This window comes from Cognatilysobacter bugurensis, from assembly GCF_014652095.1.
Taxonomy (GTDB): Bacteria; Pseudomonadota; Gammaproteobacteria; order Xanthomonadales; family Xanthomonadaceae; genus Cognatilysobacter; species Cognatilysobacter bugurensis.
Genome location: NZ_BMYD01000003.1, coordinates 137,394 through 156,256, shown reverse-complemented (window position 1 = coordinate 156,256; position 18,863 = coordinate 137,394). Strand labels below are relative to the sequence as shown.

Below are 18,863 nucleotides of genomic sequence, written 5' to 3'. Positions count from 1 at the left end.
TGAGCCATCGCAATGCGCGGGCGATCCGCGCGATGCATCCGGTACGCGGCGACCCGCCGCGTCACCGCGCCGATCAGATCTGGTGCGACAAGGGGGCGCCTCGCCTGCGGGGCGCGGGCATCAGCGCTTCATCCAGCCGGACGCGTGCCCGCGTGGCTGCGCGTCCATCCCAAAGGACCGTCCCGCCGGACGGATGCGAAGGAGTCGACCCGATGAAACTGCCGCACCCCGCTGTGCTCACGGCCGCGCTCGCAATGCTCATCAGCTCGCCAGTGGCAGCGCAGACCTATGCGCCCCGCAACGACCATGTCCACACGACCGCCGCGCTCGATCGCAGCGCCGACCCGTTCGCGCAGGTCTACATCGTGACCTCACGCGAGCTCTACCGCCGCGGCATCCAGTCCATTACCGGCAACGGAGCCGCGATCGGCCGCCGTGACAGCCTGGGCCAGGAGCTCGTGATGCTGCCGGTCCGCGCGCACCAGCTCGACGACATCACCCGCTTCGTGCACGAAAACGAAAAGCGCTGCGGCGGCTACTTCGCGTTCGACAGCCAGGCCGAGGCCGATGCGTTCATCCGCTCAGACGCCGCTGCGCGGTCGGTCAACGGCACGTTTCTCGCGAGCTATCCGATCGACAACCGCGCGACCGTCGATCCGTGGCTGTCACAGGTCGTCGAGCGCAACATCTACGACACGATCAGCCACCTGTCGGGGTACCAGAACCGCTACTACACCAGCAGCACCGGCAAATCCTCGGCCGAGTGGATCCGTAACACCTGGCAGGGCCTCGCCGCCGGGCGCAGCGACTTGACGACCGAGCTGTTCACCGCGTGCAGCGACTGCTCCACGCAACCGTCGGTCATCCTGACCGTGCAGGGCAGCGAGCTGCCGAACGAAATCGTGGTGATTGGCGGGCATCTGGATTCGATCAACTCCAGCGCCGGCGGCAGCACGAGCCAGCGCGCGCCTGGCGCGGACGACGATGCCTCCGGCATCGCAACGCTGACCGAGATCATCCGCGTCTCGCTCGCCAGCGGCTGGAAGCCCAAACGCACCATCAAGTTCATGGGCTACGCCGCCGAGGAAGTCGGCCTGCGTGGTTCGAAAGCGATCGCGCAATCGTTCAAGAACCAGGGCCGCAACGTCGTCGGCGTGCTGCAGCTGGACATGACGAACTACAACGCCGGCGCGCCCGAGGAGATGCAGCTCGTCACCGATTACTCGAACGCCGACCTCAAGACTTTCGTCGTCAATCTGTTCGACACCTACCTCGCGCCAATGGGCCACACCCGCGGCACTTACACCTGCGGCTACGGCTGCTCCGACCACGCCTCGTGGACGCACGCCGGTTACCCCGCCGCGATGATGTTCGAAGGCGGCGACGTCAGTGGGCGACCGTTCTCGCAAATCCACACCGCGAATGACACGCTCGCGAACATGGGCGACAGCGCGCGCCACAGCGTCAAATTCGCCAGGCTTGGGCTCGCGTTCCTCGGCGAACTCGGTAAGACCGCCGGCGGCGGCGGTGGCGGCAACACGCTCGAGAATGGTGTCGCCGCGACCGGCCTGTCCGGCGCCCGTGGCGCAATGCTGCGTTACACCATGTAGGTCCCGGCCGGCGCATCAGGCCTGAAGTTTGTGACCGGCGGCGGCTCGGGCAATGCCGACCTGTACGTGAAGTTCGGCAGCCAAGCGAGCACGACGAGCTACGACTGCCGGTCCCAAGGCAGCACGAATGCGGAAACATGTTCGATCACCAACGCCCAGGCCGGCACTTACCACGTGCTGGTCTACGGCTACAGCGCGTTCTCGGGTCTGAGCCTCAGCGGCAGCTACGGCAGCGGCGGCGCGGCGCAGACTTACAGCAACGGCACCGACTACGCGATCCGCGACAACGCAACGGTCGAAAGCGCGGTGTCAGTCTCCGGTCGCAGTGGCAACGCGCCGTCTGACGCGAAGGTCGCGGTCAACATCGTCCACACCTACATCGGCGATCTGAAAGTCGACCTGGTCGCTCCGGACGGCTCGGTCTACATCCTGCACAACCGCTCCGGCGGCAGCTCCGACAACATTGCGACCACCTACACGGCCAACCTCTCCAGCGAGCCGCTCAACGGCACCTGGAAGCTGCGCGTGAATGACAACTACGCAGGCGACAGCGGGCGGATCGATAGCTGGAGTGTGACGTTCTGACGTGTGTGGGATGCGGGTATCGCCCGGCTGTGGATGCGTCGAGGCAGCTTGGACCCGGCTCGTGGTCGTCAGCCGCTGACGCGGCTGACGACCGGATGCCAGCGGTCACGGCGGCGCTAAATCACCGCTGGCCTCGTAGCCTGCCGACCGGAACCGGCAGGCTACGAGGCCTCACAGGGCCGGAGAGGACTGGTCCGGCGACCACTGCCAGAACGTAGCGCCGTAAGCGCTGTATTCGATGTCCGGGAAAACACTGCCCTGCTGGAAATGACGGCGACTGCCCTGCTGTGCAGCGCTGAACCACCAACCAGCACGGGGTGCCGGCTGACCCGCGGGCACTCGCAGAATTGCGGCGCCACTCGCGTCCGCTTCGGCGGCCCCGACCGGTGGGCGACCGACGCTGCGGGCGTAGTCGACCAGGTCCTTCGGATAGAACTTCTTGTCGCGGTAGCTGCTGTCGTCGATGCCGAGAATGAACGTGATCGCGGCGGCTTCCAGTGACCAGTAACCCGGGAAATAGCTGCTCTTGTGTCGGTCGTAGTACGGCTCGCGACGGCTCGCGTCGTACCACTCGTCCAGGTACTTCGCCATCAACGCAGGCCGCTGCTCCGGTTTCGCATCGAAGATCTTGCGTGTCTTCCGATAGGGCAACTGCCGCGTGTAGACCTTCGAACCGGGGCGGCCTGGCAGATAGGGCGCCACCAGATCCTCCAGCAACGCATCCTGGTCGTCGTTCTCGTAGACCAGCAGATCCATGATGGCCTGCAGCTGGTCCGAGTGACCTAGCAGGATGGCGAAGCAGACGAGCTGCAGGGCCTCCCAGTAGTCGCGATCGTAGAGATCCAAGTGTGGAACCAGGTGACCGTCACACTCTTTACTTTGGTGGAATGCAACGTGGTGCGTCGCGAACTCTTGCCAAAACGAAAGCGTAGAAGGAAAGCCCTGAGCCATGACTTGCACCTCGCCCCCGCCGGAGTAGCGGTAGAGCATCGCCCCGAGCGCGAGCTCTGATCGGAGGCGCGCGCAAGACATTATTCCTGCCTTGGTGTCGCTTTCCTCGATATTCGCCAGCGATTCGGTGGCAACAGCGATATCCTCGGTCGCCGATGAAAGACGCCGCTGATAGTCCGGATACTTCTGCAGTGGTTCACGACGACGCTGCTGCCATTCGTCTTTGGCAAGAAGAGATGAGGACATAGTTATTCGACCAACACATCATCGGGGATCAGCACGACAGGCGGCTGGACTAAATGTGTCTTTCCGCGCGCCCTATCGTGTATTTCATACTGTTTTCCGGTGACCATGAACAACTCTCGGTGATAGATGTCCGGGAGTCGCTTGCGAATCAGGGAGCGCCTGATCGATTCAAGCAAATGTTCTTTGTGGGCGCTAGAGACCGTGCTATCTGCTTCTAGCGATTGCCTGACCCACCGATGACCCATCTGCCGCCCCTTGGTCTTGTTTGTCGACAAGGTGCCCCCGCCCCCTTTGCTGCTCGCCAACGCACTCTCGTCACGTATCGGGACCGATGAGCTTGCCGGTTTGTCGGGCGTCATCGCCTCTTTCCCGGTGTACTCACCCTTGCCACCCAGCACCTTGCCGGTGTCGGTGCGCGTGGCCTCGACAGCCTCACGGTCGCCAGCCGCCATACCGGCCAGGAAGCTGAAGTGGGCAAATGTGCTGCCCTTTGTCTCGCCTACGGTGTACTTGCGACCGCGATGCGGACCGAACCACAGATGATCAATGCCCTGCACTGTCACTGCCGAGACGCGCACGGCGGCGCCCCCAACTTTTTTGCTGCGCTCCCATTCTTCCGTCAACCGGCCGTGGTCGTTGATCTTGCGCACGGCGGGTCGCGCGGTGCGCACGTGGTACTCGGTGATGTGCTCGGCGGCCACGCCTTCGGACCATCGCTTGCGCTTGCTCTGGCGAATCTGGTGCGGGTTCGGCGCGCCGCGGCCTGGGACATTGTTTCCGGTCTGGTCCTTTGCGCCTGAGCCCGTGGATTTGCCCTTACCTGCGGCAGCGGGCAACGGCGGCGCGGCCAACCTCGGGTTGACCTGAGCGGAGCTCTTCAGCGGGGCGGCGCCCGTCAGCTCGTCCGCGATCTTCTTCAGCTCGTCGGCGGCTTTCGAGAGCATCGTGGGCGCGTCACGCTTGACTTCGCGCAGGCTTCGGACGAGGGCACCCACCTGCTGGCGGCCGGCCAGCTGCTCGACGCCCCACCCGTCGAGCCCACGGATCATGCCGTCGATCATGCCGTTGAGCAGCTGCGGGCTTTCGCGTTTAACCTTGCCCCAGTCGAGCTGCCTGAGGGCCGCACGTGGGTCGACCTGCATGTGGGCGCGCATGGCGTCGAAAACCCGGGCCGGCTTGGCGCCGCCCGACTTCGCCAGTTTGAACGCGGCTTTGAAGCCGTCGCCTAGACCCGGAATGCAGCCGATCAGGGTGATGAGCAATTCCACCCACGCCCACGGGCTGGCCGGTGCAGCGACGATCGCGATGATGCAGCGGATCAGGTCGCGTAGGTCGAAGAGCTGGCCGACGACAGGTACGCAACCGAGCACGGCGGTGACGATGATCTGGGAGGGCGAGTTGCCGCTTCCGTCAATGAGCTCGAGCAGCCATCCACCGACGGACGCTTCAGCGTCCCGGATGTTCTTCGCGCTTACGGGTTTTGCGCGAGGGGTGCTCGAGGTAGTCCTGGCGACTACGGTGCTCATGCCAAGCTCTCCTTGTCTTGTGTCTGCTCGGGATGTTCCGCGCGATAGTCGGATGTGGCGATGTCGTGCTCACCGTCGAGCCGGTAGTCCTGGTACGCGTCGTGTGCGTACGCATTCCACTCCTGCGACTGCATCTCCTCGATTTCGTCGTCGAAGAAGTAATCCTCGAGGAATGCGCGCTCCGCCGCCGCGTATTGCTCCAGCAAACGGTGCGCCTCCTCGGCAGTCGAGGGCGCAGTGCCGAAGATGGGATTGGCGAGCGGTTCGATGAACGGCTCGGGCGTCGTACGCCTGTCCTCGCCGTACTCCACTTTCACCGCGTGGCCGGGCGCGTTTTCGATGCGGGCCCTCCCCTCCTCATCTAGCGTTCCGCTGATGGTCTGACCGTTCGCGAATACCAGCTTGAACGGGGCGCCCTGCACGGGCGCGAGGTTGCGATAGGTGTAGAGCAGCTCGATGGCTTGGTCGGTCAGCCCGTCGGGCAGGGTATCGAGTGCCGCGGATGCGCTCGCTCCGCCCGAGAACGGATGCTGGCTCGCCTTCACCGTAAAGGTGCCCGGGCAGGCAAACGTGATGTCCCCACCCTCGAGCGTGATCTGCGTCTGCCCTGCCTGCAGGACGATCTTCTCCTTGGCGAGCACGTCGATACGGTCGTCGGTCGCGGTGATCGTCACGCTCTGATCGGCGAGCAGTTCGAGGGCGCCGGTGTGCGCCTGCAGGCTCATCGGGCCGTTCGCGGCGATGACGCGGATCGGGCCGGTCTGCGCGAGCAGCGCGGCGTGGCGGCCGCTGACCGCGGACCAGGTCTGGCCGGCGGCAATGTGTGCGTCGCCCTGCGACGTCAGGTGCAGGTTGTTGCCGGCGAAGGCGAGCGCGCTGGCCGGGGTGGTCATCACGATCGTGTCGGGGCTTTCGGCGAGCAGCACGGGGCTGGCGAAGCGTTCGACCGGGTCACCGCCGTCGCGGGCCGAGCCCGTGGGCTTCGCCGCGGCCTGCCCGCCGACCGGGCCGGTGTAGCGGCCGTCCTGCTCGGCGTCGATCTGGCGGATGAACGCGTCCTGCTGCTCGTTCGCAGCGAGCCCGGCCACGTCGTGCTGGCTTGCGGCGTCGCTGAGCGCCTGGGCCGTGTCCTGCGCGGCCTTGAGCTGGCTGACGGCCTCCGCGACGTCGAACTGCGTCGATTGCGCGCGCGAGCGCGCCGTCGTCGACAGCAGCACGCCCTGGCCGGCGCGCAGGTTCGCCCAGCCCAGCGTTGCCAGATCAAAGCCCTGCCCGCGCAGCGCGCCGCGCTGGCCGTTGTGGTGCTCGATGAGGTAACCGAGTTCGAGCCGACTGTCGGCAATGCTGGTGTGCAGCCGCTGGCGCAGCTGGCCGGGTGCGTCGTCGATGACCCACTGCTGCGTGCCGCTGCCGTCGAGCGACTGCGTGTGCAGGCCGCTGAGCGTGCCCGGGTGGTTACTGGCGTCGGTGAGCGCGAACGGCGGGGCGACCTCGCCGTTGTAGAGCTGGCCGGTGACGACGGGCTGGTCGATGTCGCCGTGCAGGAACTCGACGAGCACCTCGCTGCCGATGCGCGGCAGCGCGTGGCTGCCCCAGTTCGGGCCGGCCAGCCATTCGGCCACGCGCACCCAGGTGCCGCTCGTGTGATCGCCCGGCGCATGTCCTTCGGGATTGGATCGCGAACCAGTGTCGGCCAGCCCGCCCGGGTTCGGCGCGCGGCCGCGCTGCCACGGGAACTGGATGCGCACCTGGTGATCGCGATTGCCGGTGACGGCCGCATCGGGAAGTCCGACGACGCGCGCGGTCTGCGCGCCCGGCGCGAGCGGGCGGGTCTGCGCGGCCGGCACCAGCGCGGTGTCGGCCGGCACGGCGAGGAATCGGTTGCGGTAGCTGCCGCGTTCGAGTTCGACGTCGTCGAGAATCGCGACAATGCCGGTGCCGAGGTTGTTGGTCGCGACGTGCTCGATCGCGACTGGCACGAAACGCTGCCCGTCGAGCTCCGGATGGCCGACGAGCGTGAACGCCGCGCCGGCCTCGAGTCCGCGTCCGGTGCCGCCGCCGGCGTGCAGGGACTGCGACACGCGCAGTGCATCGAGCTGCAGTTCGGCGGCTTGCCGGACGTGGGCCTCATCGGTGAAGCGGCCCGCGCGCGGCATGCCGTAGACCTCCCGGCGCGGGAGATTCGGCCCGGCCGGCGCCAGTTCGGCGGTCCCGGCCACCGCCTCGACGCGCTCGGCCTGCCAGCTTCCGACAACCACCGCATCCGGGGTCATCTGGCGTTGCTGAGTGAATGCGGTGATGGCGTCTTGGCGCTCGCTCGCGTTGCTGCGATGAAAGCGCAGCGTGTCCGGACGAGCGGAAGGCCGCTCGGCCTGGCGGTCGAAGACGACGAGCGTGTGCAAGCGCGCGTCGTCAGCGGACGCGCCTTGCCGATGCTCGAAGCGCCAGGCGAGGCCGGCGTCGGCCAGCAGCCGCGCAACAAATGCCCAATCGGTCTCGCGGTACTGGGTGGTCACCGCACGCGTCGGCAGCGGCTGCGTCACGTCGATGCGCCAGTCGGCCTGCGGATAGTCGGCGAACACCTGCTCGAGCACGCCGCGCACGTCGTGATCCTGGAAGATCAGTGCGTTGCGCCGCAACGCGAGCAGCGCGGTCCACGGCTCCACGGTCAGGCGGTAGCGCGCGTAACCGCCGTCGCCGCCGAGCGGCGCGACCTGGGTGCACAGGCCGTGCCAGTGACGCCAGGCCTGGTCGACGCAACGCTGGCGAAGTGTCACCGACTGGCCCAGCAAGACGCGGGTGTCGAGGAACGCCGACACCGACAGGCAGTCGATCTCGAACTTGAACGGTGCGCACACCGCTTCAGTGCCGGTGTAGCGCTCGACCAGGAACGCGCCCGGCAGCGCCGTGTCGATCTCGAGCAGCCGCGGCTCGCCCGACAAGCGCCCAATCAGCGACTGGGCCAGCAGCGATGCGCCTGCGTGCCGTTCCGTCGCCGCATACGACACAGGCGCGCGGCGATCTGCCGGTCCACGCGCATTGCCCGATCGGGCGAGACCCGCGGCGGCGCCCACGTGCGCCACCCCGGCGACGCCGCCGGCCTTGCTCGCCACCGAGGCGACGTCTCGCGCTGAAGCAGCGCCCGATGGGAGCGAGTCCGCACCGAATGGCGGCGTCGCCAAGCCGCGTGACCCACTCGCACGCGCCTGCGCCGCATCGGGCATCAGCACGTCGGCCGGCGCCGAAGCCAGTTGCGCCGCCACCGCCCGGCGGTCGCGGCCGCGGTGCAGCGCACGCAGCGTGCCGGCAACCAGCGGTGCAAGCGGCGCGAGCTTGCCGAGCACGCGCTCGTAGTCGATCGCCGCGGCCATCGCCTGTTCGGCCGGCATCGCGCGCGTGATCGCCGGCACGTGGCCCCGCGCCATCGCAAGCAGTTCCTCCGCCAGGGCGGTGCGGTCACCGCCGTTGCGGATCAGCCGCAGCAGCTCGTCGGCGAGCGCCGTGGCCGGCGCCAGCGGCGCGAGCTCGGGATCGGCGGCGATCGCGTTGGCGGCATCGCCCAGCGTAAATGGGCTGTAGGGATCGGCCATGACGCATCTCTCCTTGAAGCATGGCGGCATGCACATCCGGCTGTGCATGCGGAAACCCGCAGCGAAAACGGGCACATCGCAGGCATCGCATCGCGATGCCGCGATCAATCACCGGCGTGCGGCTAGGGCAGCGTGATCGTCAGTCGTGCGGTCCGCGCCGGCATCTGCACGACATCCTCGTACTGCGCGAGCTGCTGATCGGTGTTGCGGTTTCCGAGGGTGTGCAGACCGAGAAATGCGACGACGCCGAGCGCGGCCATCGCGACTGCGGGCGCCCAGACTGGCACCACGCGCCGCAGTGCGTGCACGACCTTGTCGGGCGGCGCCCAATGCGGCGCAAACGGCGCCCGGCGACCCTTGAGGTAGGCGATCTCGTCGCCGAGCCTTGCAGTCAGGTAGCCGAGCTTCTCCGGCCCTTCAAGACGGTATTTGCCTTCGAAGCCGAGCAGCAGGCAGTAGTGGTAGACCTCGAGCGACGCGAGGCGCGGCGCACCCTGCGCACGCAGCTGTTCGAGCCGGTCGAAGAAGTGCTCGCCGGCCAGGTGCTCGCCGAACAATCGCAGCTGCAGCGGTCGACACTCCCATTCCTCGCGCAGCGCCGAGGGCTGCGACAGGATCGCTTCGTCGACCACCGCGCAGAACGCGTACTTCGCGGCGTAGATGTCTTCCGACGCGATGCCCAGCTTCACTGCGCCGCGTTCGACGCCATCGAGGAAGCGCTGCACGGATTCGGCAAAGCTCGCTTCGCTGGCCGGCAACTGGCCGCGCTTGAGCAGCATCAGCAGGTAGAAGCCGTCGGACATCAGGTCCAGCAGGCTGCGTGCGCTGGACGCCGTCGACACCGGCGCCGGGTTGACCAGCGACGGCGACAGCGTCGGCATGGCCTGGGGAATCGGGGGTTGCGGGTAGTTCATGGCGTCCCTGCCTGATTACGGGGTCAGTGCGATGAGTTCGAGTTTGAGTTCGCGCAGCCCGCCCGGCACGTAGATCATCAGCGACTGCGCCTTGAGCATGCGCTCGTACAGCGGGCCCCGGGGCTCGAGCGCAAAGTAATGGCTGCCCGGCCGCACCGGGATCGCCGCCGGCACCTGCGCCGCGTGGACCAGCTTCACACCCGGCAGTGCGGACAGCACGCACTTCTCGACGTCGTCCGGTGCGCCGACCTTGAAGCGGACCGGCACCGTCTGCACCAGCTCCGGCCCCGGCATGTCTGCCGATACACCAAGGTAAAGCGCGGACTTCTCGTCGATGCGCTGCGAGTCGAGACGGCCGACGTAGTACGACGACTTCACTTCGCTCAGCGCGATCTGAAAGTACCGCGCCGAGATCACGGTATCGAGCAGCTCCCGCAGCATGCCGAACAGCGGCTCGAACGACGCCTCCGGCCGCGCATGCGAGTAGGTCGGCAGGTCGGCCAGGCTGTAGGCCTTGGAGAACGTCAGCAGCCCGCCGGCAAAGCGCGTCAGCTCCTGATGCAACCGCTCCGGATGCAGGCCGGGATGCTGGAACAGATGCGACAGCGCGGCGAACGCCGAGTTCACCGTATGCAGCAGCCAGAACGAGGCGATATCGCCGGACCGGAACTCGATCACGTGCTGCGACGGCTCGCGATGCAGCCCGTAGAGCGCATCGACCTTCGCCTGCAGCGCATCGAGCAGCCGGCGCAGCTGCGCATGCAGCGTCGGCGAAGCCGCGAGGCTGACGCTCGGCGCGATGAAGTTGTCGTCGAATTCGAAACCACCGGTGGCCGTCCGTCGCACGCGTGCGATCGGCAGCGTCACGAACGGATCGCGCGGCTCGTCATCGGTCAGCAGGCGGACCGATTTGTGCAGGTAGGCGAGCTCCGCTTCGCCGGCGTCGGTGTACAGATCGGCGGTCGGCCGGTTGCTCTGCACGAACCGCACCGACGTGCCGACCTCATCGCCGCAATTGCCGCCGTGGTCCTTGAGCAACGGAAGCGCGAGATGGACCGTCGTCGACTGCACGCCGGGCGGAAGATCGGCGAGCGAGAGGGCTTCGGGCAACGCGTCATTGCCGGGCGCGGCGTACAGCTCGCCGTCCGGGAAGATGACCGACAGCTCCTGCGCGCGCAGCGTGCCGGCGCTGAGCGCGGCAGAATCGAAGCGCACCTTGCGAAGGCCCCAGGCGTACGGATGCACCGCGCCCACGTGATCCTGCAGCCGCGCCTCGTGGTACGCATCCTGCCGCTGAAAGTGGTGAGGCCGTAGAAACAGACCTTCGCCCCAGAAAACTTTTGACATCCGACTCACTGACCGACGCCTCGCTGCAATCCCTTGACCCGTGCCATCGCCCCGACCCGCGTTACCGGCGGTGCGGCCGAGACGCACACCGCGCGGCCCGCCGCCTGGGCGAGCCTGTTAGAACCTGAACTCGCTCAACCCGAGCCGGTGTGACGTCCCGCATGTCGTCGCGCGCGTACTCACCGGCGCTTGCCAGCGCAGTTGACCGACGACAACGCATGCGCCTCGCTGGCCAGCTGCGTCTGCAGCGCCGCGCTCGTGGTCGTCAGTGCACACGCATGCAGGCCGACCGTGATGCCTTCGGCCACGGCCTTGCGACTGTCGAATGCGAAGCGCCAACGGCTGCTCGCCGGCGCGCGGAACAACGCGACGATGCCGATATGGCTCGCGTCGGCCGCCATGCGCTCCTGGAGCTCGTAGCGCTGCCCCGGAGTCAGCAGCACCTCGTTCGCCGCAACCAGATCGTTACCGAGCGCGGCACGCTCTGCGTCCTCGTCGAGGAACGCGTCGAACGGGGCCTGCTCGAACCGCTGCAACCCCTTCAACTGGTACACGCGGACCACCAGCGCGAGCGGGCGCGTGCCGCTGCCGGCGTTGAGGTTATCGGCCGCATAGAGCCGCAACGGGACCACATGCTCTTTCGGCACCGCCTGCTTGAGGCCGGCCGATTCCATCGCCTGCCCCATCGCCTCGCGGACGCCGCCTGCAGCACCGCAACCGGCCAGAACCACAGCCACTGCGACCGAGAGGACGAGCGCAGTCAACGATCTGCGCGCGCGCGGCGTCGACCCCCGGTTGGCCACGTGAATCTCCATATCCCCTGCCTCCATGGAAGGCCGCAGCCGACCCACATCCACCGCCAGCACGCACCCGGCTGATTCAGAAAACCGGAGTTGCGCCACCGCCGTCAACAAGCTCTACTATAGCGGCAATACATGCCCGCACGCGTCATCAATTGACGCCTTTGGATGCGCGGGACAGGACACCGGTTTCCCACATGGAGCGTGCACGTCATGACAGCCTCGCCTTTTTCCGTTCTCGTTCGCCTGGTCGTCGTTGCGACCTTGGCGTTTGGCCTGGCTGACCCCGCATCGGCGGCCCGCAAGAAGCGCGCGCCCAGCTATGAGCAGCTGATGGAATCGGCCGAAGCCGAGATCAGCGCGGGCCGTATTGAAACCGGGCTGGCGAATTTCAACAGCGCCGCGATGGCCGACCCGACCCGCAAGGAGCCGTGGGTCCGCAGCGCGCAGCTGCAGTTCGACGCGGGCAACTACGGACGTGCGATCGTCGCGGCCGAGGAGGTGCTCAAGCGCGACCCGGCGGATCTCGTCGCTGACAGCGTTGTGACCGTCAGCGGTCTGCGTGTCGCGGCCGAATCGCTCAAGCGCCTGCAGGGCGGCGGCGCGATCGCGTCCGAATCGGCGCGCCGCGAGGCCGAGCAGCTGCGCGCGACGATGATTTCGACGATGGGCAACGAGTTCGTCACCGGCGTGCCGGCCCAGAAGGAAAAGCCCAAGGCCAAGCCGAAGCCCCGCGCCAAGCCGCGTGCACGCAGCACCGCGGCCGCTGCGCCGGCTGCCGCACCCGCGCCCACGCCGGCCGCGCCGGCGAGTGCCCCGGTGCGCAGCACCTCCGGCAGCAATCCGTTCGATTGACCTGCCTACGGCGCCCTTGCGGCGCCGCCAATCCGCATCGTCAGGGAGACGAGTGAGATGTCGAAGAAGGAAAGCGTCCAGAAGCGCCTGCAGAAGGTGCGCCCGCCGCGGGTCCAGCTGACGTACGACGTCGAGAAGGGCGACGCGATCGAGCAGAAGGAGATCCCGTTCGTCGTCGGCGTGCTCGGCGACTTCAGCGGCCAGCCCGAGCAGCCGCTGCCGAAGATCAAGGATCGAAAGTTCGTCAGTGTCGACATGGACAATTTCGACGAGGTCATGGCCGGCATGGCGCCGCGCGCCGCGTACCGCGTGTCGAACAAGCTCAGCGACGAAGGCGGCGAGTTCGCCGTCGAGCTCAAGTTCAAGTCGATCGATGACTTCCGCCCCGAGGCGGTGGTCGAGCAGGTCGAGCCGCTGCGCAAGCTGCTCGAAGCGCGCTCCAAGCTCGCGGACCTGCGCAACAAGCTGGCCGGCAACGAGAAGCTCGAGGACCTGCTCAGCGACGTGCTCAGCAACACCGAGCAGCTCAAGAAGCTCGGTCAGGAGTCGGCATGAACGCGACACAGACGGCAGCGGCGGAACCGGCAGCGCAGGCGACTGAGGTCGGCCTGCTCGACCAGATCATTGCGCAGAGCAAGGTCGCGAAGTCGGACGCCGAACATCGGCGTGCAAAGGACATCATTTCCGAGCTCGCGCGCGAGGTCATGGACGGCACCGTCGTGGTGTCGGACAACCTCAACCTCACGCTCGATTCGCGCATCGCCGAGCTGGACCGGATGCTGTCCGAGCAGCTCAGCGCGATCATGCATGCGCCTGAGTTCCAGCAGCTCGAGAGCAGCTGGCGCGGACTGCATTACATGTGCGCGCAGACCTCGACCGGCTCGGCGATCAAGATCAAGGCGCTCAACGCGCCGAAGAAGGACCTGGTCCGCGACTTCAAGTCGGCGATCGACTTCGACCAGAGCGCGCTGTTCAAGAAGGTGTACGAAGAAGAGTTCGGCACGTTCGGCGGCTCGCCGTTCGGCACCCTGATCGGCGACTACCAGATCGGCCGCCAGCCCGAGGACATGTACTTCCTCGAGCAGATGTCGCACGTGGCCGCCGCCGCGCACGCGCCGTTCATCGGCGCGGCGTCGGAGGACATGTTCGGCCTGGAGAGCTTCACCGACCTCGGCAAGCCGCGTGATCTGGCGAAGATCTTCGACACCGTCGAGTACGCAAAGTGGAAGTCGTTCCGCGAAGGCGAGGACAGCCGCTATGTGGGCCTGACGCTGCCGCGCTTTCTCGGCCGCCTGCCGTACAACCCGAAGGACGGCACCACGGTCGAGGGCTTCAACTACGTGGAGGACGTCGACGGCGCGGACCACAGCAAGTACCTGTGGTGCAACACGGCGTACGCGTTCGGTGCCCGCCTGACCCGCGCGTTCGAGGATTTCGGCTGGTGCGCCGCGATCCGCGGCGTCGAGGGCGGCGGTCTCGTGGAAGACCTGCCGACCCACACGTTCCGCACTGACGACGGCGAAATCGCGCTCAAGTGCCCGACGGAGATCGCGATCACTGACCGCCGTGAGAAGGAACTCTCCGACCTCGGCTTCATCCCGCTCGTGCACTGCAAGAACACCGATTACGCGGCGTTCTTCGGTGCGCAGTCCGCGCAGAAAGCGAAGAAGTACAACACCGACGCGGCGAACGCGAACGCGGCGCTGTCGTCGCAGCTGCAGTACATCTTCGCGGTCTCCCGCATCGCGCATTACCTCAAGGCGATGATGCGCGAGAAGATCGGCAGCTTCGCATCGACCGGCAATGTCGAGGACTTCCTCAACCGCTGGATCACGCAGTACGTGCTGCTGGACGACAACGCGACGCAGGAAGCGAAGGCGCAGCACCCGCTGCGCGAAGCGTCGGTCCAGGTCACCGAAGTGCCAGGCCGTCCCGGGGTGTATCGCGCCGTCGCGTTCCTGCGCCCGCACTTCCAGCTCGACGAACTGTCGGTGTCGCTGCGTTTGGTCGCCGAGCTTCCGACCGGGGCCAAGAAGTAAGGCCACGCAACAAGCCATCGCGGGAATCGATGGCGATGTGGACCACGGACGGTCCGTCGATACGGCCTTGCACGATGCAGGGCCGAGGGGCCGGTCGCCGAGATGCGGCGGTCGGAAGTGCCGGGCCGGGAGCCAGGACGGTTTCTCCGGCACTTCTTCCCTTGGGCGCAGGCCCATGCAGTATTGGTTTGATTTGCTCGACTTCGCGGTAATTGAGTATTCGCGTCATAGAAGTGCTCGACTGAATCAATTCATGTCACATGGACGATAAGGAACTATTCATGGCAACGCAGAACGAAACGAAGCGTCAGAAGCCCAGCGCATTCCTGGCCCTCGACACCATCAAGGGCGAGTCGCGCATCGAGCGTCACAAGGACAAGATCGAAATCCGCGACTACGAGCTGTCGCTGAACCAGCCGCGTTCCGCCACGGCGTCCACCACCGGTGGGCACACGGCTGCGCGCGCCGAGTTCTCGACGCTTAAGTTCGTCAAGCCCGTCGACATCGCCAGCGGCCCGTTGTTCCAGACCGCGTTCAATGGCGCGACGCTGCCCAAGGGCGAGATCGTGTTCACGCGCGATGACGGCGACAACAAAGTGGTGGACTACTGGGTCGTCAACCTACTGAACGTGGTCGTCAGCAAGGTCCAGACGCGCATCAGCGATGAAGGCATGCTCGAAGAAGAAGTCGAGCTGTCGTTCGGCGCGATCAAGCAGACCTACACGGCCCAGAACCCGGGCGGCGGTGCAGGCGGCAAGGTCGTCATGCAGGCCAGCCCGACGCTCGGCAAGCCGACCTTCGCGGTGTAAAACCGCTGCATGCGTTGGTGGCTCCGGCCGCCATCGCGTGTCGACTGTGGCAGCGTGGCAACGCGCTGCCGCAGTGGAAGCACCAACAGCCGAAATCCGCCGCGGCGTCTCCGCCTCCGCGCGATCGGCACACGCAATACACCGCGCGTCGGGCCCACGCCCCCGCCCGGACCGATCGAACAGGCGTTTACAGGCGAGCGCGGTGCATGAAAGGTTTCGAGCCGAGTCTGTTCGAGAAACTGTTCGACGATGAGCCGCGTTCTGCCTCGGCCGCCGGGATGTTGAAGTCGATCTCGCTCGAGCAGTACAAGGAATCGGTGGCGCACGACCTAGAAGGGTTGCTCAACAGCCGCTGCGCGTTCACCGACGACCGCCTCAAGCCGTTTCCAAACTGCCAGAAGTCGCTGGTCACCTATGGCCTGCGCGACTTTTCGACGATGAGCCTGGCCAACGCATACGACCGCGCGTCGATCTGCCGCTCGCTGGAGCAGGCGATCGCGCTCCACGAGCCGCGCCTGCACAACGTGCGGGTCGGGCTCGAGTCGAGCACGCGCAACAGCGTCGGCGGATTGCATTTTGCGATCCATGCCTTGCTCGACGTGCGCCCCGCGCGCGAGCCGATCAGTTTCGACGCGATGCTGCAGCCGAGCACGCTGCAGTACTCGGTCAGCCGCTTGCGCCGCGTTGCGGCGGCGTAACGGGAGTTGCGATGGATGACCTGCTGCCCTATTACGAGCGCGAGCTCGGCTTTCTGCGCGGCTATGGGCGCGAGTTCGCGGAGCGCTACCCCAAGATTGCCGGCCGGCTGCTGTTGTCGGCGGACGGCAGCCAGGACCCGCATGTCGAGCGGTTGATCGAGGCGTTCGCGCTGCTGTCGGCACGCGTGAACAAGAAGATCGAGGACGACTACCCGGAGTTCACCGAAGCGCTTCTCGAGGTGCTCTACCCGCACTATCTGCGCACCTTCCCGTCGTGCTCGATCGCCCGCTTCGATGCGGGCCCGGCGGTCGCCAAACTCAGCGCGCCGGTGACGATCCCGCGCGGCACGCTGCTGCATACCCGGGCAGTGCGGGGCGTGAGTTGCAAGTTCCGCACGGCCTACGACGTCACGCTGGCCCCGATCCGCATCGCGAGCGCCGCATTCAAGCCGATCACCGACGCGCCGATGTCGGTGTCCCTGCCGGCCGGCGCCGGCGGTGAGATCGCGCTGACATTCGAACTGCTCGGCGACCGCCCCTCACTCGACAGCCTGGGACTGGACCGCCTGCGGCTGTTCACGGAGGGCGAGCCCTCGTTCTGCGCCACGCTGCGCGACGTGCTCGCGATGAACGTTCGCGCCGCTTATATCGAACCGGCAGGCGCCGGCCGCTGGCATGCGCTCGAGGAGTCGCCACTCAAGCAATGCGGCTTCGCTGAAGACGAGGCGCTGATCGATTTCCCGCAGCGCTCGCACCCGGCCTACCGCCTGCTGACCGAGCTGTTCGCGTTTCCCGAAAAATTCGGCTTCTTCGACCTCGACCTGCGCCCGCTGCGCCGCCACGGCGGTCGCAGCTTCACGCTGCACCTCGTGCTGGGCAGCCTGCCGGCCGACTCGGCCGCCGCGCGCGTGCTCGAGCCGATGACGGCTGACAACGTCCTGCTGGGCTGCACGCCGGTCGTCAACTTGTTCGCGCAGCACGGCGAGCCGATCCGCGTGACGCATCGGACCGCGACCTATCCGGTGATCGCTGACGCCCGACGCGCGTTCGCGTTCGACGTGCACTCGATCGATTCGGTCCGCCGCATTCGACAGTCGCCCCAAGGCGAGCAGATCACCGAGTTCCGCCCGTTCTACTCGCTGCACCATGGCGAGAGCGCCGACCACACGGGCCACTACTGGCTCGCACGCCGCAATGAGCAGGTCGCCCGCCACAGCCCCGGATTCGAAACCGAACTGTCCTTCGTCGACCTCGACTTCAACCCGGCGCAGCCGCAGACCGACGTGATCAGCCTCGAGCTGACCTGCAGCAACCGCGACCTGCCCAGCCACCTCGCGTTCGGCGTCCAGGGCGGCGACCTCACGATGGAGGGCGGCGGCCCGGCGCGGACGATTTCGCTGCTGCGCAAGCCGAGCCGGCCGCTGCAGTTCGAGCGCGGCCGCGGCGCGCACTGGCGGCTGATCTCGCACCTGTCGCTCAACCATCTGTCGCTGACCCAGAGCGGGTTGCCGGCGCTGAAGGAGATGCTGCGTCTGTACGACCTCGCCCGCAGCGCCGTCTCAGGCCGCCAGATCGACGCGATCGTCGCGCTCGAGCACCGGCCGGCAACCGCGTGGTTGCCCGGCAAACATTTCGCGAGCGTCGTGCGCGGGGTCGAGATCCGCCTCACGGTCGACGAGGGGGGCTTCGTCGGCACCGGGCTGGCCGCGTTCGCGCGTGTGCTCGACCACTTCTTCGGACTCTACGTGCACGCCAACAGCTTCACGCGCCTGACCCTGCTGTCGCACCACAACGGCGAGACCCTGATCCAATGCCCAGCGCGCAGCGGCGAATCGACCCTGGTGTAGCCGGGCAGCTGCTCGCCGAGCCGCATCGCTTCGAGTTCTTCCAGGCGCTGCGGATCCTCGAGACGCTGTACGTGCGCCAAGGCATGCGCAGTGCCGATGCGGTGCCTGCGCGGCTGCGCTTTCGCAACAGCCTGTCGCTCGGCTTTCCCGCGAGCGAGATCGAGCAGCTCGAGGCGTTCGACCGCGAAGGCGAGAGGTTGCCTCATGGGGCGGCTGCCGACGCGGACACGCTCGATGCGCTTGGCGAGGTGCACATCACGCCCGCGTTCACGGGCCTGCTCGGCACGGCGGGCGCGCTGCCGCGCCACTACACCGAGCAGATCGCGCATCGCGAACACTACGAGCGCGACCGCGCCGCACGCGCGTTCCTTGATGTGTTCACGACGCGCGCGGTGGCGCTGCACTACGGCGCACACAAGAAATACCGGCTGCCGCTGCAGTACGAACTCGACCGCCGCGAGCGGTTCTTGCCGATCGTGCTCGCGCTTGCGGGCGTCGGCATGCCTGCGCTGCGCGACCGCCTCGTCGACGGCACGGCGGACGTGTTCGACCAGGCGATTGCCCATTACGCCGGCGGCATCGGTCAGCGGCCGGTGTCGGCCGCGTTCCTTGAGCGCATGCTGTCGGACTACTTCCGCGTGCCGGTGCGGGTCGAGCAGTTTGTGGGCGCGTGGTACCGCGTGCCCGCCGAGCAGTGCACGCGGCTGGGCGTGGGCAACGCGAGCCTCGGCTCGACCGCACTCGCCGGTGACCGCGTCTGGCAGCGCGACCTGCGCATGCGCCTGTGGTTCGGGCCGCTCGACCGCGACACCTTCGACAGTCTGCTGCCGGGCCACGACGCAGCGCTCGCATTGACCAAGTGGCTGACGCTGCTGACGGGCGCCAGCCTCGAGTACGAGGTTCGGCTCGTGCTCAAGCCCGAACACGTGCGCGGCGTGGCCATGGGCGGCGGCGCGCGGCTGGGCTGGGACAGCTACCTGTGCTCCCAGCCCGCCTCGCAGCCGCGGTCAGACACCGGCTACACCCTGCTTACCCTGACCTGACCT

At 67.1% G+C, this 18,863-nt stretch carries 15 protein-coding genes and 1 pseudogene; 10 read left to right on the top strand and 6 right to left on the bottom strand.

Annotated elements, in window-relative coordinates; genetic code table 11:
- Positions 1 to 212 precede the first annotated feature (212 nt).
- From IE075_RS10165 to IE075_RS15670, 3 genes and pseudogenes are all read left to right on the top strand, one after another.
- Positions 213 to 1,610, top strand: coding sequence for a M20/M25/M40 family metallo-hydrolase (locus tag IE075_RS10165; protein ID WP_189456145.1), 1,398 nt, complete (start codon positions 213 to 215; stop codon positions 1,608 to 1,610).
- A 12-nt stretch (positions 1,611 to 1,622) separates the two neighbouring features.
- Positions 1,623 to 1,787, top strand: a pseudogene (locus IE075_RS15675) (PPC domain-containing protein); the annotation flags it as partial.
- Positions 1,785 to 2,195 carry a proprotein convertase P-domain-containing protein gene (locus IE075_RS15670; RefSeq protein ID WP_308427823.1) on the top strand — a complete coding sequence of 137 codons (411 nt, stop codon included), beginning with the start codon at positions 1,785 to 1,787 and terminating at the stop codon, positions 2,193 to 2,195. The pseudogene IE075_RS15675 and the gene IE075_RS15670, both read left to right, overlap by 3 nt.
- Before the next feature lie 171 nt (positions 2,196 to 2,366).
- On the opposite strand, the gene IE075_RS10155 is transcribed toward IE075_RS15670, so the two are convergent.
- The 6 genes from IE075_RS10155 to tssJ form a co-directional block, all read right to left on the bottom strand.
- On the bottom strand, positions 2,367 to 3,392 hold the full coding sequence (locus IE075_RS10155; protein WP_189456143.1) for a PoNe immunity protein domain-containing protein: 1,026 nt from the start codon (positions 3,390 to 3,392) through the stop codon (positions 2,367 to 2,369).
- Positions 3,393 to 3,394: 2 nt separating this feature from the next.
- Entirely contained in the window at positions 3,395 to 4,918 is a 1,524-nt protein-coding gene (locus IE075_RS10150; protein WP_189456141.1) for a hypothetical protein, read from the bottom strand.
- Positions 4,915 to 8,508 carry a type VI secretion system Vgr family protein gene (locus IE075_RS10145; protein ID WP_229792457.1) on the bottom strand — a complete coding sequence of 1,198 codons (3,594 nt, stop codon included), beginning with the start codon at positions 8,506 to 8,508 and terminating at the stop codon, positions 4,915 to 4,917. Before IE075_RS10145 ends, IE075_RS10150 begins: the two co-directional genes overlap by 4 nt.
- Positions 8,509 to 8,630: 122 nt before the next feature.
- Positions 8,631 to 9,422, bottom strand: coding sequence for a type IVB secretion system protein IcmH/DotU (icmH, locus tag IE075_RS10140; RefSeq protein WP_189456139.1), 792 nt, complete (start codon positions 9,420 to 9,422; stop codon positions 8,631 to 8,633).
- Positions 9,423 to 9,437: 15 nt separating this feature from the next.
- Positions 9,438 to 10,769 (bottom strand): type VI secretion system baseplate subunit TssK, encoded by a 1,332-nt coding sequence (gene tssK, locus IE075_RS10135; RefSeq protein WP_189456136.1) that lies wholly within the window; start codon positions 10,767 to 10,769, stop codon positions 9,438 to 9,440.
- Between the two features lie 179 nt (positions 10,770 to 10,948).
- The gene (gene tssJ, locus IE075_RS10130; protein ID WP_229792456.1) at positions 10,949 to 11,683 is read right to left on the bottom strand and encodes a type VI secretion system lipoprotein TssJ; all 735 of its coding nucleotides are present in this window, start codon (positions 11,681 to 11,683) and stop codon (positions 10,949 to 10,951) included.
- A gap of 99 nt (positions 11,684 to 11,782) precedes the next feature.
- Here tssJ and IE075_RS10125 point away from each other — a divergent pair, with 99 nt between their 5' ends.
- The 7 genes from IE075_RS10125 to tssG all read left to right on the top strand — a co-directional run bounded on the left by IE075_RS10125 (position 11,783) and on the right by tssG (position 18,860).
- Complete coding sequence (locus IE075_RS10125) at positions 11,783 to 12,424, top strand: hypothetical protein (protein ID WP_229792455.1); 642 nt, start codon at positions 11,783 to 11,785, stop codon at positions 12,422 to 12,424.
- A 57-nt stretch (positions 12,425 to 12,481) separates the two neighbouring features.
- On the top strand, positions 12,482 to 12,979 hold the full coding sequence (tssB, locus tag IE075_RS10120) for a type VI secretion system contractile sheath small subunit (protein WP_189456129.1): 498 nt from the start codon (positions 12,482 to 12,484) through the stop codon (positions 12,977 to 12,979).
- On the top strand, positions 12,976 to 14,463 hold the full coding sequence (gene tssC / locus IE075_RS10115; protein ID WP_189456122.1) for a type VI secretion system contractile sheath large subunit: 1,488 nt from the start codon (positions 12,976 to 12,978) through the stop codon (positions 14,461 to 14,463). The genes tssB and tssC overlap by 4 nt, the downstream gene beginning before the upstream one ends.
- A 281-nt stretch (positions 14,464 to 14,744) precedes the next feature.
- Positions 14,745 to 15,272, top strand: coding sequence for an Hcp family type VI secretion system effector (locus IE075_RS10110; RefSeq protein WP_189456120.1), 528 nt, complete (start codon positions 14,745 to 14,747; stop codon positions 15,270 to 15,272).
- A gap of 206 nt (positions 15,273 to 15,478) precedes the next feature.
- Complete coding sequence (gene tssE, locus IE075_RS10105) at positions 15,479 to 15,970, top strand: type VI secretion system baseplate subunit TssE (protein ID WP_189456118.1); 492 nt, start codon at positions 15,479 to 15,481, stop codon at positions 15,968 to 15,970.
- Positions 15,971 to 15,981: 11 nt separating this feature from the next.
- The gene (tssF, locus tag IE075_RS10100; protein WP_189456109.1) at positions 15,982 to 17,817 is read left to right on the top strand and encodes a type VI secretion system baseplate subunit TssF; all 1,836 of its coding nucleotides are present in this window, start codon (positions 15,982 to 15,984) and stop codon (positions 17,815 to 17,817) included.
- Entirely contained in the window at positions 17,781 to 18,860 is a 1,080-nt protein-coding gene (tssG, locus tag IE075_RS10095) for a type VI secretion system baseplate subunit TssG (protein ID WP_189456102.1), read from the top strand. Before tssF ends, tssG begins: the two co-directional genes overlap by 37 nt.
- Positions 18,861 to 18,863 lie beyond the last annotated feature (3 nt).